A 16079-nucleotide genomic window follows, 5' to 3' on the forward strand; every position below is an offset into this window, starting at 1 on the left:
CTCCCTTTTATGATATCAGCGAAAATGGAAAGACTGTCACCTTGCCTGTGGCCGGGAACATGTCACCAAATCCCATATCTTTCAGCAGAATCACACCTTCCGTCTGGGAGGTAAACTGCACTCTGATACGGATTCTTGTGGTTTTCGGCGGCCTTGCCGGCAGATCTTTGATCTCACAGACAGCGCTCTCCATCTCATTTTCCTTCGTATTATGATAAAAAAACTCCACCTTCTGGCTTTTATCCAGAATAATATCAATGGTACCTCCGGTATTGTACCATTCCCGTCCGATGGAAGTGACGGGCACATACCTTGGCTTTCCGGATTCCTGCGTGAGGATACCGATGGTGTGATACACCATATCCGGTCCCTGCATCAACAGCATGCCGTCCTCCATCAGCTGCACCGGTCCCAGTCCCAGAAGGCAGGCACCGTTGGCGTACAGATTCTGTCCCATGAAAACCCGGCGTCCGGCACAGAGATAGGTGAGGGTCTTTTTCATCCAGTTGCCCTCGAATCCATTTCCGGTCAGAAAGATGATATGGGCCGGATTCTTCACCAGAAACTGTTTCATCAGCCGGCTGAAATGATAATCCCGGTTCTCGTCATTTTCGTAAATGCCCTGCTCCTCCAGATTCATCTCCTTTAACACGGCCCGGTAAGCCTTCTGTCTGGACGGACGGATCTGCTCCACCAGAATATAGCGCAGTACATTTTCTGAATAATCAAGGAGCAGCGTATTTCTGTCCCAGACCGCCCTTTCCTGATGAAATACATATTCCACAAAGGCCCGGAAATGTGTGATGATCTTCACAGAATGCCGCTTTTTAAAATCCTCGTCCAGCAGTTCTTCCAGATGTTTCCTGCACTGCTGCGAGGTGTCCGCCATGGTAAAATATACGCCGTGATACATGTCCCAGCTTATATGATTGGCTTCCAGATAACGCCGGACGTAAAACAGCCCGTTTGCCACATAGTCCTCCTGCTCCTCCCGGGGCAGAGGAAAGCTTTCCTCTGTGGTCTCTGCCGCTGCCTCGTCATATACGCTGAACTGCACCGCAGTTTTTCCCAGGTCTATCCCGGCAAATTTTCTTGTCTCAAGTTCTCCCATAAACACTCTCCATTCCGCCTTCTTTCAAAGGCAGATTTATTTATCTAAAAATCATAAGAGCTTCATCATCGTATCTGTGAAATATGTCTGCAGCAGATATCGGTTCAGCTCCTCCGGCGCACAGCTTTCCGCGCTCAGATCGTTGAGCGCAAAGAGCCGGCTCTCCTCTCCCTCTGATTCAAAGGTTTCAAAACGAATCACCGCTTCATCGCTGACCACTTCTCCGTCATCCTCCAGACGGTAGTTGACATGGTCATTGTGATAAAAATACATGGTACAGGTGTACATGCCCGGAAGGATCTCTTTCAGGCGCTTTTTATGGACACCGGTATTCTCTCCTTCCACCTGATAGTAAAGTACCACATTACTGCCGCCGCTTCCATGGTAGGTAAGGAAAGTTCTCTCCAGATATTCCACCGGAAGGGTCAGCCATTCCCGGTAGGCGTAATATACCGGAAGATAGTATTCTTCTTTGAGAAACTTCTCAATAATAAACTTAGCGGCATCTTTGACTTTCTCCATCCACGCTTCCCGCGGCGCAAAATAATAGAGAAAATGCACCATGGTCTGCCGGTCGCGGATTCTTCCCGCGAGGATTTCCTCACCGATGATGCCATGGACAGATTCCGGCAGTTCCAGAATTCCACGTCTCTCTCTGTCCGATGCGTATTGCAGGTATTCCCCTGCCACCGCGTCTTCCCGGTTTTTGCTGTAGTATTCCTCAAATACGGTGAACAGGCCGTCGGCGTCATTCCCGGTAAACATGCTCTGTCTGAGCATCCGCTTTTCAAGCTCCGTCGTCTCCAGAGCAAACTTTCTGCTTCTCTCCCAGATCAGCAGCAGGTCTTCCAGTTCTCCCTCAAAATGTTTCATGAGATACGAGAGGGTATCCCTGTTATATTTTTTGCTGACAAAGGCAGAGTACGCAAGATACAGGGTCGTCTCATCCATCTTGCTCTCATTATAGTTTACCCCAAAGGAGGCCAGCCGCAAACGCTTTGCAGCTCCCATAATATTGCAGCCGTATAATTCAATGCCGAAAAAGGCATTTTCCGTCATGCCCACTTCCATGTAAAAGTCCATGAGTGTCTTTCGGAACTCCGGCGTCACATTGGAATAATCCACCCGGTCCAGCCATCTGGCCAGGGATTCTTTTTCCTGATGCTGCTGATAATACAGAAGCATCCGCTCCACAGCACGGCATTTGATCCACGGCTGATAATCCTCATGGAAAGCGATCTTCTGGAGGATCGGCATGTCCTCCCCTTTCAGCTCCCCGTCAATTTTATCGGAGAGGGAGAGAAGGATCCGCTTATTGGCCATATTTTTCTGAATCCATTCCTTCGGAAACTGTTCCGGGAACAAAAACGGCTCTTCCTCATAAGGGATGCCTGTCACATAGCGCTGTTCATTGCTGTCCACAAAATACAGCCGTGCCCGGCTGGTCGGTATCTCCGCATAGCAGAATCCGCCCGACAGCGGATAATATATTTCCTCTCCGGTTTCCGGCCGGGAGACATACACGCCGATCATATTCCGATTATGGCAGATGATCTTCCGGTAAAATAATATATCGCAGACCGCCTTCGTGTTGGCTGGTTTCTCCAGGATCTCTTTCTGGAAATAGTGATACAGGTACGCCAGATGTTCATTCATCCGCCCCTTCAGCAGCTGCTCTTCCACAAACGGGATCATCTTGGAATAGTAAGCGCCGAACACCTCGTCGCAGGCCTCTTTATTTTCCAGCACATTGGAATAAAGATATGCCTTTTCCAGCGAATCCAGGCTGTTGCTGTATGTAAAGTAAATGAGAACCCGGTGCGGAATCACCTCAAAACTGCCAAAATCCATACTCCGGATAAAGAATTCGTTGAGTCCCACAATCTTCAGGTTGGCGTTGACTGCCTTCCGGAAATATTCGTGATACTCTTCTCCGTACCGGTTGCCCTTGATCAAAAGGGAACAGATCACCTGAAGGAACCGCTCATCCGGCTCGATCTCATATAACTTCTTCGCGATATGGAAAATCGCATTGCTGTAATATTTCATCCGCAGGGCCAGTCTCGCGAACTGATAAGCCAGCGACATGGAAATGTATCCGTAGCGGACGCCCCAGCGGAAAATGCTGACTTCAAAACTTCCCAGCTCTTCCATGAAATTCGGATTCTCGTTTAGGATCTCGCAGGCCTCAAAAAATAAAAGGCTGCTGTTTTTGCCCTCCTGGAAGAGCTGACGAATGGTATCGTACTGCAGGCGCTTATTATAAACATACTCTCTGTCAAGATAAATGAGCATCCACAGCGCCTCCGCTTTATACGGGGATACTTCGTAAAAATCCCGGATGGAAAGCACCGCTCCGGATATCGTCTCCGGCGTCCGGTATAGCATCGCCTTTAAATACAGAAAATAATTCTCCAGCAGAGGCTCCATGTCCTTGTCCTGCTGTTCGTCTTCGATCTTATGGAATAATTCTTCCGCTTCTTCCTGATGTTCTTCCATGATCAGCAGATGGATCTTATACAACCGCCATTCCGTACCCCTGGTCAGATGATACAGCTCATCCAGAACATGGTCGGATTCCTCGGCGAAATCTTCAAAACCAATGCTTCCTGTGCGGAAAAACAGATAATTATGCATCAGCTCCGCCTTTTGTTTTTTAACGCGGCTTCTGACCTCCCGTTCTCTGGAAGCCGGCGGCAGGGTTCCCCACCATTCCACCGGGACGGATATTTCCTGACGCACCGTGCGGATCCGGATCCGGTCGCTGCCCACGGCGTAGCTGTGATTTTTCTCAATAGAGAGCTTCATCCTGCCATCTTTAAAATCCGCGCTGGTAAAACGCCCGGCAGAGATCTGCACCTGACCTTTCTCCGAAGAAATGGTTCCCTCCACATAGCCGTCTGCCGTCAGGATCAGCGTGATCTCCCCCCGGTCCTTTCCCGCGTCAAGCACCACCTGTTTTTCTTCTATGGCAAGGGCCGCCGGTTCTTTCCATCCCGCTGCCGACAGGAATTCTTCCACGATCATATTTCTGGAACGGCTCTTCATCAGGCTGTGATACATGGCGTCCTGTTCCGGCAGATGTTTGAGGAAAATAGACGAAAAATTCGGGAGGAAAAACAGCTCCATGGCCTCCTGCCGGTTCTCATGGTAAAGCTTCACGAAATCTTCCATCTGGCAGATGCGGCCAATGGAAGTCTCCGCCATCACCGGCGTCACCACTACCCGGTAAGGGATGTTGTACTCTCCCGCGTTGGTGATCAGCAGAAAATCTCCTTCAAATTCATTGCCTGCGGTTGCCAGTTTCCCTTTAAAATAATAAGGAATCTCTATATGTGTCCCGGCAAAGTCCGCCTTCTCCAGGCCGATTTTGTCGTTGGTCGAACGGACGATCCCTTGTACCGGTACTTTATTTTCACTTTCAATGACAAAAGAGCTGTGGTATACTCTGCCTTCTTCTACGGTGATTTCAAGGTTGGTTACGGAAATGCGCAGAACCGGCAGCTCTCTTTTGTCTGTTCTCTCTTCTACTATATCTTTCTTTTCTTTCAATGCATGTACCCACCAATCGTTCAGGCGGCTTTTCCCCAAAAGGGAAAAACCGCTATTTTATTTTTATCTTTTTCACTGCTGACCAGGATGAAGCATACCGGGTTCCCCCTGCCGTTCTGACGGCACGGATCCTGCAGTAGTAAACTTTTTTCTTTTTCAGTCCCCGAAGCACTGCCCGGGCTTTTTTGCCAGACACGGTCACTGTCACGGCATTTTTCATGTTTTTGGTCCTTGAATAACGAATCTGGTATCCGGACACTCCGGACTGTTTTGCCCAGGTCACGATCAACCGTCCGCCCTTTTTACTGCGCACTTTTACCTTCTTTGGCTGCCGGAGCCATACGGCCGTCTTGCTGCTGCTTCTGCTGCTGGTCTTTTTATTTCTGACCGCCTTCACAGCATACGTATATTTCCTGCCCTGGGTCACACTGGTATCTGTCCAGGACTTTTTCTTGCCGGATACGGTTTTGATCTTCTTAAAGGAACCATTGCCTTTTTTGCGGTAAATGATGTATTTATCGGCCTTTTTCACTTTTTTCCATGCTATCCGGATTCCCCCGCTGACATTTTTCACCTTCTTTAACACCGGCGCCTGCAGGCTGTTTCCCGTTGACACCACGTTGGTTCTGTCAAGGATTCCTGTGGTCAAAAGATTGGTAAGAATCGGGCATCCCCAGCCAAAATAGATATCTTTTCCGGCCGCTCCCAAATCTTTGCTCCGGGCCCGCAGCTCATTATAAACTCCCTGCACCGAGAGATTCGGCTGCAACATTTTAAGATAAGCCACTGCCGCCGTGATGTGCGGTGCGGACATGGACGTTCCCGACATTCCCACCAGAAGTCCTCCCGCCGCGGCGCTCACCACCTCGCTGCCCGGAGCTGAAAAGTCAATCCGGCTGCCGTGATTGGAATAAGATGCCGCGCGTTCATTGGGACCAAAAGCCGCAACTGCCAGGGTCTTGCTGTTGCAGGCCGGATAACAGAATGACACATCCACACCGTTATTGCCGGCTGCCGTACAGATGGCAATCCCCTTGCGGTACGCCTTGTTGATCAGCGAATTCAGATATGTAACGGACATAGCGTTTGCCGCCACAAATCCCAGGCTCATGTTGACCACAGAGACATTCTGATTCACCGCATACTGCAGCGCCGTCTTAATGGTCAGCAGAGAGGAATATCCGCTGCTGTTTGAAATCTTCAATATCAGGAAACGGACATTGGACGGCGTCGCGTCAGCGATGATCCCGGCCACATGTGTGCCGTGCCCGTGATTATCCGTGACATTTTTATTATTATCAATGAAGTTATAACTCTTGGATGAAATGTTTCTGGACTGGAACATGAAGTTTGACTTGTCAATACCCGTATCCAGAATGGCGACGGTGACAGCCCCGTATTTTCCCTCCGCCTGTGCTTTCAGCGTGTTCATCCCCATATAAGCTACGCCCCAGGAATAGCAGGCGCCGCTGGATAAAGCGGCGTCATCGGTCAGGATGTCATCCACATAATACACCTGATCCGGGTAGCATTTTTCTTCCCCATACTGTTCACAGAGAGCCTCAAAAGCCGCTTTGGTCTCTTCCTCGGTCTCAAACTGCAGGATGGTCTCTCCCAGCTCCGTATTATAATAAATATCCTCCGCGCCGTAGTCTTCCTGAAGTTCCGATGTTTCCACGATCAGTCGTTTTGTCTGAAACGGAGCCGTGATCTCATACTGCCCGTCATCGGTCTCCTCCACATCATAGATATTATCCTCCGGAAGGGTATCCATATAATCTTCCAGGATCTGCTCTGATTCCTTCGCAGTCTCCTGGTCTCCGTCTTCTTCCGTATTGCTCTCTGCCTGCGTGTTATCGGTCTCTCCCGGGGCGCCGTCCGGCAGCGTCTCCGTTTCTCCGTCAATCTTTACTTCTCCGGCTTCTGTATCCACCACCATGGAGCCAAAATAATCCTCATCCCAGGTATCTGAGATGATCTCTGACATTTCCTGACTGTCTGTGATCTCCTGGACATCAACGGACATATCCCCACTGTCCGCGGAGCTCTCACCGGAAGAAACTGTGGAAGAAGTCCCGGCGCCATCTGTTTCAGCTGTCTGCGCCTCGTCCACGGACGCCGCCAAAACCGGTGCTGCCGATACATTTCCCAGAAGGCTTCCTGCGCCCAGCAGCAAACTCATGGCAACAGCAAGGCCGCTCTTTCTCCATCCCCCCGGTCTGTCATTCCATTGTTTTTTCATCATTTTCCTGCCCCTTTCCCATTTTTCAGAGGTATCCGGATATCACCGGATCTATTTGAAATTTTTCTCCCGGAACAGTGTATCCACCAGTTCCTTATATTCCTGAAGCCGTCCGGCCTTTTTGATCTTCTTTCCAATCTTCTCCCCGTCTTCAAACATAGGAAGCATATAAGCCCAAAGTTCCTTCATCTTAAAGAGAACATTTCTCTCACCGGACATGATCTCCTCATAACCCAGGCACACCTCGTCGTGAAATGCTTTCCACCGCTGTTTCTCCGGCTGTCCGCCCTGTATCAGCATCTCCGCCAGCTGCGGATTGGCGATAAGGCCCCGGCCCAGCATCACCCGGTCTACCCCGGGAAATTCTTCCTGAAATTTTTGGAAATCTTTTTCCGCAAAGATATCTCCATTGTAGCACACGGGATGCCTGCACAGCAAGAAACCTTTTCGAAAGGCCTCCCTGTTCACCGGCCTTTTGTAGAAGTCTTTGTGTATCCGCGCATGGATAATCACTTCCGACAGGGGAAACTGATTGTAAATCTCCATGAGAGGTATGATCTCCTCCGGGCTGTCCAGGCCCAGCCGGGTCTTTACCGATACCCGGACGGTGACTTTATCGAATACTTCCTCAAAAAAACGCAGAAGCTTTTCCCGGTCCGCCAGAAATCCGCAGCCTTTCCCTTTGGATACCACGGTGCCGGAAGGGCAGCCCAGATTCAGATTAATCTCTTCATACCCGCAGTCGGCCAGTTTCTCTGCCATCCGCACAAAATCCTCCGCCTGATTGGCGAGGATCTGCGGCACCACCGTCATATTTCTGTTATGTTCCGGTGCAATATCGTTCTTTTCTCTGGAGGTCCATCCTTTCCCTTTTTTGGGGGTCAGAAATGGTGTATAATATTTATCAATTCCCTGGAAATAATGCCTGTGGGCGTTCCGGTACACATAACCGGTGACGCCTTCCATGGGCGCAGCGTAAATTTTCATGGAATTCTCCTTCTTATAATAATGATGAAACGTATGTAATCCCGGATCGTTTCCTCCGGACGGAATCCAACCGTCCGCCATCAGCGCCCCGGAATACACCATTTATTACATTACCACAGAAACGCTCTAAAGTAAATTTACATTATCTTCATGGAGGACAAATATTATGAAAAAGAATCCTGCATCTTCTGTTTCTTCCGATACCCTGACCATCCGGCCCATCGGACATATTCACACAGACTTTCCGGAAAAATTCGGCATCCCGCGTCAAAGCGGACTGGTGCCTTCCCTGCAGGCATATATCACCTTTGAAAAAGAATTCCAGAACCCAGACTGCTTCCGGGGCATCGAACGATTCACGCACCTCTGGCTCATCTGGGGTTTCTCAGAAAATCAGGGCAGGGGCTGGTCACCGACCGTCCGTCCGCCGCGGCTGGGCGGAAATGTACACACCGGCGTATTCGCTTCCCGCTCGCCGTTTCGCCCCAATCCCCTGGGACTTTCTTCTGTGCGTCTGGAAGGGATTTCGCTGAAGGAAGGCGGCTGCATCCTCTATATCTCCGGCGCCGACCTGATGGACGGCACACCCATCTATGATATCAAACCTTATGTCCCGGTTTCCGATCATCACCCGGACGCCCTCGGCTCCTTTTCCGACACCGCCCGCAGCCACCGTCTGACGGTTCACTGCGATTACGAGCTGCTCTCCGCCGTCACGCCGGACAAACGCCAGGCGCTGCTGGAAGTTCTCGCCCTGGATCCCCGCCCGGCCTACCACGATGACCCGGAACGGATTTACGGGATGGATTTTGGAAACTATTGTGTGCGATTCTGTGTGGATGGGATGGAATTATATGTGAGGGAAATTATCCAGAATAAAAAATAATGCCGCAGAAGCGGCTGAAATGGAGATTTGTCGCTTTGAATCTATAGGTTTTGAAATGATCCCGGTAAAGAAGAACAGACGGAATTTGCGGCTTGATATGTATCATAGAAAAACGGAGTCAAGGAAGTCTCCTCCTCCACTTCGGCAGGCTGGCAGGTTCTTCTCTTTCTATGACTGTCATCGACGCCTGCGCTCACAGTCGTCGTCGATCTTCCCTGATCCGTTTTTCTATCATGATTACATATACCGCAAATCCCTGTCTCCTGCATCACCCGGATTATAGCAAAAATACCTGATTCAAACCGACAGGAAAGCTACCTGTGTGGCTTGCCCTACAGGTTCATACATGCCAGACAGATACGACTGTAAATTTTGGCATCAGCTATTCGTCTGTAGCTATAACCTGCTGTTTTGTCAATGTAGCACAGGATGTTTGTAAAGGTGAAACAAAGGCTTTTCAACAGGCAGATGACGTTTTGGACACATACGGCTTTCGACCGCGAGCTGTGAGGGAGGACTGATATAGTCATTTTACAATGATACTCCCGGTCAGTCCGACTGAGGGCCGAGACGGGCGAATCCGTATGTGCCCTTGCGTCATTGTCTGTTTAATCGAAAAACTGTTGCCACCTTTACAAATCCCAATTTTATTTCTTCTCCCTGAACACAATACATTTGCTGATGATATAGTTGGCGATGAGAACAGCCACCTGGGCAGCGACTTTCACAGCAACGCTCGGCAGACCAAGGCCATTGATAAAGATAAAAAGAATCAATTCTTCCATGGCGAGAGTCAGCAGTCTGCCGCCATAGAACGCCGTCGCCTGACGGAACATTTCTTTTATTCCGTGAGGCTTTGCCTCAAACACCCACAGACTGTTAGTGACATAAGCAAAGGTCACCGCCAGAATCCATGAGATTATGTTAGCTATGAGCGGGTCCATGTGCATGATCACGTCACACCAGGCAAAAGAACCGATGCTGACTACAGTACACAGCGCTCCGAAAAACACATAAAGGATAAGTTCTTTGTATCTGCGATACATTTCCATTAATTTCGTAAACATTGTCTGCTCCTGTTATTAACTTTATAAAATCATTGAGTTGCGTGCAGAAAAGCACGTAGAATATACTAGAACGAAATCTTACAAAAATCAATAGAAAAATCTGTGCATACATGCTGTTGGAAACAGTCATTTTTTCATACTATATGGATGATATTCTTATTTTCCGAAAAAACTACAGGGCAACGGTCTCCCGCTGCCCTGATTTCCGACAATCTCTGTCTTTCAATTCTTTTATCACTATTTTTTAATCTTTACTACTTTTACCTGGCTCCATTTACCGTAAACCTTCTGGGTTCCGTTCATCTTGTAAGCACGGACTTTCACAAAGTAGCGTTTGCCCTTTTTGAGCTTCTTGATGGTGCGGACATTCTTAGCCGCATTGTAAGATTTCACTGTGGTTTTCTTCTTACCGAAGTTTACACCTTTAGAATATGCAATCTCATATCCGTCAGCACCGGAAACCTTTTTGAACTTCACCTGAAGCTTTTTACCTTTGCGGTTTTTCAGTTTCTTGATGACTGTTTTAGCCGGAGCGGAAACTGTCTGTGCCTGCGGCTCGGTGGCCTGCGGCTGCTGGGTGGATGGGGTTTCTGGCTCCGCCGGTTTCGCGGTCAGAGAATAGTTGATGTCGTTGTAGTCGGTGGTAAAGTCAAGGGTGTAGTCTTCTGACATCACTTCCGCATTTAATTTCTTCGCCATATTAACTGTCTGAGTTCCAATGGAAATACCCAAATCTGTTGCCTTCTGCTCCAGCTGAGATGGGTTGCTATTATAAACGTCCATCATTTGAGCATCAACAGTTTTCTGGTCAGCTTCCAGTTTGTTTACATAACCCTTGTAGAAAGCCTTTATCTTTTCTCCTACAGTGTTTACATTCTTTCTTGCATAGGCATCTAAATCCTGGAATGTCCAATATGCAGACGTATCACTGTGCTCATATGCTTCCTCTTTATAAGATTCCGGTACATCTGTTAACAGTGCTCCATAGAACGGAACCATTGGCGAATAAGCCGCACTACTTAAACTTAACCACTCCACTGTCGCCAGTTCTGCAGGCATATCGGAGCGGATCTGCATGATATGACATTCCGCGGAACTTGCTACTCCAATATATCTAATACTTCCTAAACCACTTGGTCTTCCCCCTGAAAAATCTTCAAATTCTTCATACTGACTTCCGGCCAGCTGATATAACTTTTCAACCGTAACATCTCTTGAAGGAATATCAAAGAAAATATCCTGGTAATTTTCTGTATAAATATCTGTGTTATCTTCACCAGTCAAAATATACTGTCCAGCACGAATACGGTCGGCATTACCAGAGTCATACCCCTTACCGCCATAAGTCAGTTTGATATTAATATCTGCCCCTTCCATATCCGTCTGTGGACCTACAAAAATTTCCTTTGCTTCTGCCAGTGTCTTTACTTCATCAGATGCATATACATTTTCTTTATCATCCAAATCCACATCACCAATAACCAGACAGTTTGGGATAATCGCTGCTTTATCTTCAGGCATCTTTATTGCACAATACTGATGTCCTGAAAGAATTTCAAAATACCATACTTCATTTTTATCGGCAATAAATACACCATCTGCTGCTTTCCACACACCATTTTTATCAATAGCATCTGCCAGAATTTCTACCCCTTCTCTTGCATTTGATGCCTGACATAAGACATAGTCCACATAGTTTTCTTCTGATATACCTGTAGAATTACCTACAAATGGATCTGCCTTTTTTGCCTCTGCACTGTTTCCGGCAGTAGTAGTCGCTGACATAGAGACACCTTTTTCGTTAACGCCAACTTCACCGAAAAGACCATCGTTTGCTTCTTTACTATCCCGACAAGCTGTATAACGATAAGTTTTCGTTAAACCATCTTTGTAATCGCCTTGAAACTGAGTATACCCACTTTCATCTTTCCATTTTTCACCTTCCTGTATTTCTTTTGATGGAATCACCTGAAATACCTTATCGTACCTAGCTCCAATATCCTCCGTCCTTCCGAACAGTGTGGATCCGTCTTCTGTCAGGTCGGAACCTACGTAGTAGGATGTACAGGCTTTTGCCGGAACGGCTGCCAGGGCGGTGAGGCCGACAGCTGCCAGCATGGTTAATAATACTTTTTTCACTTCTCTCTCCTCCTGTGTTTTGCAGATTTATCCGGAGAATCCTTCTTTTCTGTGCAGGACTCGCAATATGAATGATTTCGTCCATGACAAGTCATTCTCATCTTTGTCCGTAGAAATGCAGGGTTTTTCCGAAATGGCAACAGGTTTTCTGTCATTTTTATCCTGCCGCAATGATGCCATTATAATACTTTCTTTACATGGCGTCAATGAATTTTTACATATTTATGCATTTTATGTCGATTTATTTGCATTTTATTTACATATGTCTTGTGTTTATTGATTTTTATTATCTTTTTATCAGCAGGATTATTCATTTGATCTTTTGCTTTCATTGCGGCAGAAATGGTCGTCCGGGGGAAGGAATGGCTGTGGTCAAAAAGAAAAGCGCTGTTTTCTGCGAAAGAAAACAACGCTTTTCCTGCATGATTTTTATAGTTTTATTTTGATGCGTCCTGCCGGCCCCGGAAGGTTCCGGTGAACTCTTAGATGGAGAGTGGCTTGCCGGTCAGCAGCTCGTAAGCTTCTTTGTATTTAGCGATGGTCTTGTCGATGACATCCTGCGGCAGATTATAGTCGCTGTCCGGATTAGCTTTGAGCCAGTCTCTGACAAACTGTTTGTCGTAGGATGGCTGTCCTTTGCCCGGTTCGTAGCCTTCTTTTGGCCAGAAACGGGAACTGTCTGGTGTGAGCATCTCATCGCCGAGGATCACATTGCCGTTCTCGTCCAGTCCGAATTCAAACTTGGTGTCTGCGATGATGATACCTTTGCTCAGGGCGTACTCTGCACATTTTTTGTACAGGGCGATGGTTTTTTCTTTCAGTTCATTGGCGTAGAACTCACCTTTGCCCGGGTAAACTTTCTCGAGAATCTCCACAGATTTCTCATAGGAAATGTTCTCATCATGATCGCCGATCTCTGCCTTGGTAGATGGAGTATAGATCGGTTCAGGCAGCTGCTGGGATTCTTTCAGTCCTTCCGGCAGTTTGATGCCGCAGACTGTACCATTCTCCTGATAGCTTGCCCAGCCGCTTCCGGTGATATATCCGCGGACGATACACTCAATCGGAAGCATCTCAAGCTTCTTGCACATCATACATTTGCCTTTGAACTGCTCCTGCTGGAAGAATTCCGGCATGTCCTTGGTATCGACGGAAATCATATGGTTCGGTACAACATCCTCTGTATAGTCAAACCAGAATTTGGACATCTGGGTCAATACAGCGCCTTTGTCGGTAATTTTGTTCTTTAAGATCACGTCAAATGCGGAAATTCTGTCGGTGGCCACCATGATCAGGCTGTCGCCGTTGTCATAAATTTCCCGTACTTTTCCTTCCTTCATCGGTTTAAATTCTTTCATTGCACTCATCCTTTTCTTTCCATAATGCTTACAGGATATGCGTACGCATTCCTCTTCGCAGGCAGGCATTTTCATCGTCCGTCTGCTCATTTCTTGTTTTACCGAGTAATTGTACTACAATCTTTTCCGGAAAACAATTCCTTTTCTCTTTTTTTCTGTCCTGATTTTCAGTTTTCGCTGTTTTCTTAAACCTTATGTCTGCAAATGTACAGCTATTATTTTTTCTTTGCCGCTATTTCTTCCGCCTGTTTCTTATATTCCGGGTAGGCCTTGCAGATATCTTTTAAGCAGCAGCGCTCACAGTGAGGCGTTGTGCGGGCGGTACAGACATCTCTTCCGTGGAACACCAGCCGGTGGCAGAAATCGCTGCCTTCTTCCGGCGGAATGATCTTCCAGAGAGCCATCTCCACCTTCTTCGGCTCTTTGATATCGTCCACCAGGCCGATGCGGTTGCACAGCCGGATGCAATGGGTATCTGTAACGATGGCAGGCTTGCCGAACACATCGCCCATGATGAGATTAGCGCTTTTTCTTCCCACGCCGGGAAGCTTCATCAAATCATCAAAATTATCCGGCACCCGGCCGCCAAACTCATCCCGGAGCATCCGCATACATTTGCTGATATCCCTGGCTTTGCTTTTTCCAAGACCGCAGGGACGAACAATGGCCTCAATGTCCTCCGGTTCCGCTGCCGCCAGCGCCTCCACTCCCGGATATTTGGCAAATAAATCTTTTACGATCACATTGACTCTCTCGTCCGTACACTGAGCGGCCAGCCGGACGCTGACCAGAAGCTTCCACGCTTCATTATAATCCAGAGTGCATCCTGCATCCGGATATTCTTTTTTCAGCCGCTCGATGGCGATGGCGGCTCTTTCTTTCTTTGTCATATGTATACCTCCCAATGGTGCAAATTGGCTGCCCCGTTTTTCCCGGGCCATTTTATATTGCTTCATTTTCTTCTGTAAAGATTTTCGGTTCCTGTCTCACAAGCCTTCACCCTGGCCCGCATTCCGATGCGGCATCATTTCTGTCTTTTCCTGCGTCTCAGGGTCATTTCCGCTCAATGATACCAAAAGACATGCGCCGATCACGAGGGCAAAACCCAGCAAATCCAGGGGCGCAAATTCCGTTCCCAGCCAAAGAGCTGACACGATCGTGGCTACCACCGGCTCTATGCATGCAAGCATACTGGCCTTGACCGGGCCGATATCGGACACGCCCTGCAGATAAAAGGAAAAAGAAATCACAGTGCCGAACACCACCATGACCAGCAGCGCCAGCACGATATGTATCTCGAAATTCCAGGACTTTTCCCAGATACGGAAAGCCACGGCCATGACCACTCCTCCGATGAGCATGGCAAAACCGCTGATCAGCGGAGTTCCCCATTTTTTAAGAAGATTGCCGGGCAGCAGCGTATAGGTGGTCAGCGCCACCGCTGCCAGACCGCCCCAGAGAAGGGCGTCTCCGGAAATCACCAGACCGTCCAGACGACCGTGGGTGGCAAGAAGCACCACGCCGATCAATGTCAGAACAGCCGCCGTCACCTCTTTCCCTTTTGGCAGACGCCGGGCAAAGATACAGGATACGATCATTACCATAATGATACCGGTATTCTGAAAGACAGTGGCCGTTCCTGAATTGGAATAACTGATGGCCGTGAGATATGCAAATTGTGAAAACATCAGACCGCCGATGGCGAAAACTACCAGACGCACTGCCTCCGCCGGATTCTTCCAGACGCCAAAGGTCTCTTTCTTTTTGGTCAGAAGCGTAAATAACAGCAGAATAACGCCGGCGCCCAGCATCCGGATGGCCGCCAGCATCCCGGATTCCATCTGGCTGTTGGCAAAAATATACTGGCCGCAGGTACCGGAAAATCCCCAGGCAGTGCCGCCAGTCAATGTGAGGATGACTCCCCTGATCTGTCTCTTCTTCTGTGTCATATTTTTCTCCTCTTTTTTTAATCTGTGGGATAGTATAACACAACCCGCGGGATTTTTTAATATATTTCAGAGAAAATGTACCCGAAAAACGGGAAAAGCCGCTCTTTAATGCGGCTCCTTCTCCAGCAGTTTCGCCTGATTTTCAAGAATCCGATCCATTTTCTTATGAAGGTCTTCCAGAATAAATTCTGACTTCAGATTCACTTTGTAGGCGTTTTCCGCCTGTTCCCGGTCTCTTTCTTCCCGGCGGTTCTGGCTCATCATGATGAGCGGCGCCTGGACGGCTGCCACACAGGATAAAACCAGATTCAACAAAATGTACGGATAGGCGTCAAAGGCATGGTCTTTCATCATATTATTGCCGAACATCCAGAACAGGAGCAGAGCTGTGAAAGAAAAAATAAATCCCCAGCTTCCGGCAAACTTTGCAATTTTATCCGCCGTCCGCTGCCCGAATGTGCTGGCCGCATGGAGACTTCGCTCCAGATCCACCGACACTTTCTTTTCCAGCATCATATGGAGAATATCCTCCTCATTGAAATCCTCCGCCACATTATCCACCAGCACCCGGACCAAATCCAGCTTCTCATCGGTAGTGAGGGACTTCTCCGCCGGGGCGCCGGAACTTTTCGGAAGTGTCTCCACCGGATTGTCCGGCGCGCCGGAACTTTTCGATGGTGTCATCGCCGCATTGTCCGGCGCGGCATCACGCGTTCCCTGTCTGCCTGCTTTTTTTGTATTTTTTCCTTTTGACATACTGTCATCCTCCTGCACGGTTTTGAGATAGT

The 16079-nt window shown here is 48.2% G+C and carries 11 protein-coding genes; 1 reads left to right on the forward strand and 10 read right to left on the reverse strand.

Going from position 1 to position 16079, the window contains the following annotated elements:
• Positions 1-7: 7 nt before the first annotated feature.
• The 4 genes from B5E53_RS11185 to B5E53_RS11200 are packed head-to-tail and all read right to left on the reverse strand — an operon-like array spanning position 8 to position 7892.
• The gene (locus tag B5E53_RS11185; protein ID WP_087315034.1) at positions 8-1111 is read right to left on the reverse strand and encodes a DUF5716 family protein; all 1104 of its coding nucleotides are present in this window, start codon (positions 1109-1111) and stop codon (positions 8-10) included.
• A gap of 51 nt (positions 1112-1162) precedes the next feature.
• Complete coding sequence (locus tag B5E53_RS11190; RefSeq protein WP_087315036.1) at positions 1163-4663, reverse strand: DUF5717 family protein; 3501 nt, start codon at positions 4661-4663, stop codon at positions 1163-1165.
• Between the two features lie 52 nt (positions 4664-4715).
• Positions 4716-6908 (reverse strand): S8 family serine peptidase, encoded by a 2193-nt coding sequence (locus tag B5E53_RS11195; protein ID WP_087315038.1) that lies wholly within the window; start codon positions 6906-6908, stop codon positions 4716-4718.
• Between the two features lie 48 nt (positions 6909-6956).
• On the reverse strand, positions 6957-7892 hold the full coding sequence (locus tag B5E53_RS11200; RefSeq protein ID WP_087315106.1) for a tRNA-dihydrouridine synthase family protein: 936 nt from the start codon (positions 7890-7892) through the stop codon (positions 6957-6959).
• Between the two features lie 166 nt (positions 7893-8058).
• Here B5E53_RS11200 and tsaA point away from each other — a divergent pair, with 166 nt between their 5' ends.
• Entirely contained in the window at positions 8059-8778 is a 720-nt protein-coding gene (gene tsaA / locus B5E53_RS11205; RefSeq protein WP_087315040.1) for a tRNA (N6-threonylcarbamoyladenosine(37)-N6)-methyltransferase TrmO, read from the forward strand.
• Between the two features lie 647 nt (positions 8779-9425).
• Here the strand turns inward: tsaA and B5E53_RS11210 are convergent.
• The 6 genes from B5E53_RS11210 to B5E53_RS11240 all read right to left on the reverse strand — a co-directional run bounded on the left by B5E53_RS11210 (position 9426) and on the right by B5E53_RS11240 (position 16047).
• On the reverse strand, positions 9426-9845 hold the full coding sequence (locus B5E53_RS11210; protein WP_087315042.1) for a GtrA family protein: 420 nt from the start codon (positions 9843-9845) through the stop codon (positions 9426-9428).
• Positions 9846-10082: 237 nt separating this feature from the next.
• Positions 10083-11984, reverse strand: a complete 1902-nt coding sequence (locus tag B5E53_RS11215; RefSeq protein ID WP_087315044.1) for a C69 family dipeptidase — start codon at positions 11982-11984, stop codon at positions 10083-10085.
• Between the two features lie 482 nt (positions 11985-12466).
• Positions 12467-13342 (reverse strand): phosphoribosylaminoimidazolesuccinocarboxamide synthase, encoded by an 876-nt coding sequence (locus B5E53_RS11225; RefSeq protein ID WP_087315108.1) that lies wholly within the window; start codon positions 13340-13342, stop codon positions 12467-12469.
• A 215-nt stretch (positions 13343-13557) separates the two neighbouring features.
• Positions 13558-14232 carry an endonuclease III gene (nth, locus tag B5E53_RS11230; RefSeq protein WP_087315048.1) on the reverse strand — a complete coding sequence of 225 codons (675 nt, stop codon included), beginning with the start codon at positions 14230-14232 and terminating at the stop codon, positions 13558-13560.
• Positions 14233-14328: 96 nt separating this feature from the next.
• Complete coding sequence (locus B5E53_RS11235; RefSeq protein WP_087315050.1) at positions 14329-15291, reverse strand: DMT family transporter; 963 nt, start codon at positions 15289-15291, stop codon at positions 14329-14331.
• 105 nt (positions 15292-15396) lie between these two features.
• Positions 15397-16047 (reverse strand): DUF1003 domain-containing protein, encoded by a 651-nt coding sequence (locus B5E53_RS11240; protein WP_242963645.1) that lies wholly within the window; start codon positions 16045-16047, stop codon positions 15397-15399.
• Positions 16048-16079 lie beyond the last annotated feature (32 nt).

This window comes from Eubacterium sp. An11 (assembly GCF_002161065.1).
GTDB lineage: Bacteria > Bacillota > Clostridia > Lachnospirales > Lachnospiraceae > Anaerobutyricum > Anaerobutyricum faecale.

Excerpts from the sequence above, each read along its gene's own strand:
- B5E53_RS11210 (WP_087315042.1), bottom strand. The coding sequence starts at position 9,845 with ATGTTTACGAAATTAATGGAAATGTATCGCAGATACAAAGAACTTATC.
- B5E53_RS11195 (WP_087315038.1), bottom strand. The coding sequence starts at position 6,908 with ATGATGAAAAAACAATGGAATGACAGACCGGGGGGATGGAGAAAGAGC.
- B5E53_RS11200 (WP_087315106.1), bottom strand. The coding sequence starts at position 7,892 with ATGAAAATTTACGCTGCGCCCATGGAAGGCGTCACCGGTTATGTGTAC.
- B5E53_RS11225 (WP_087315108.1), bottom strand. The coding sequence starts at position 13,342 with ATGAAAGAATTTAAACCGATGAAGGAAGGAAAAGTACGGGAAATTTAT.
- B5E53_RS11240 (WP_242963645.1), bottom strand. The coding sequence starts at position 16,047 with ATGTCAAAAGGAAAAAATACAAAAAAAGCAGGCAGACAGGGAACGCGT.
- tsaA (WP_087315040.1), top strand. The coding sequence starts at position 8,059 with ATGAAAAAGAATCCTGCATCTTCTGTTTCTTCCGATACCCTGACCATC.
- B5E53_RS11235 (WP_087315050.1), bottom strand. The coding sequence starts at position 15,291 with ATGACACAGAAGAAGAGACAGATCAGGGGAGTCATCCTCACATTGACT.
- B5E53_RS11185 (WP_087315034.1), bottom strand. The coding sequence starts at position 1,111 with ATGGGAGAACTTGAGACAAGAAAATTTGCCGGGATAGACCTGGGAAAA.
- nth (WP_087315048.1), bottom strand. The coding sequence starts at position 14,232 with ATGACAAAGAAAGAAAGAGCCGCCATCGCCATCGAGCGGCTGAAAAAA.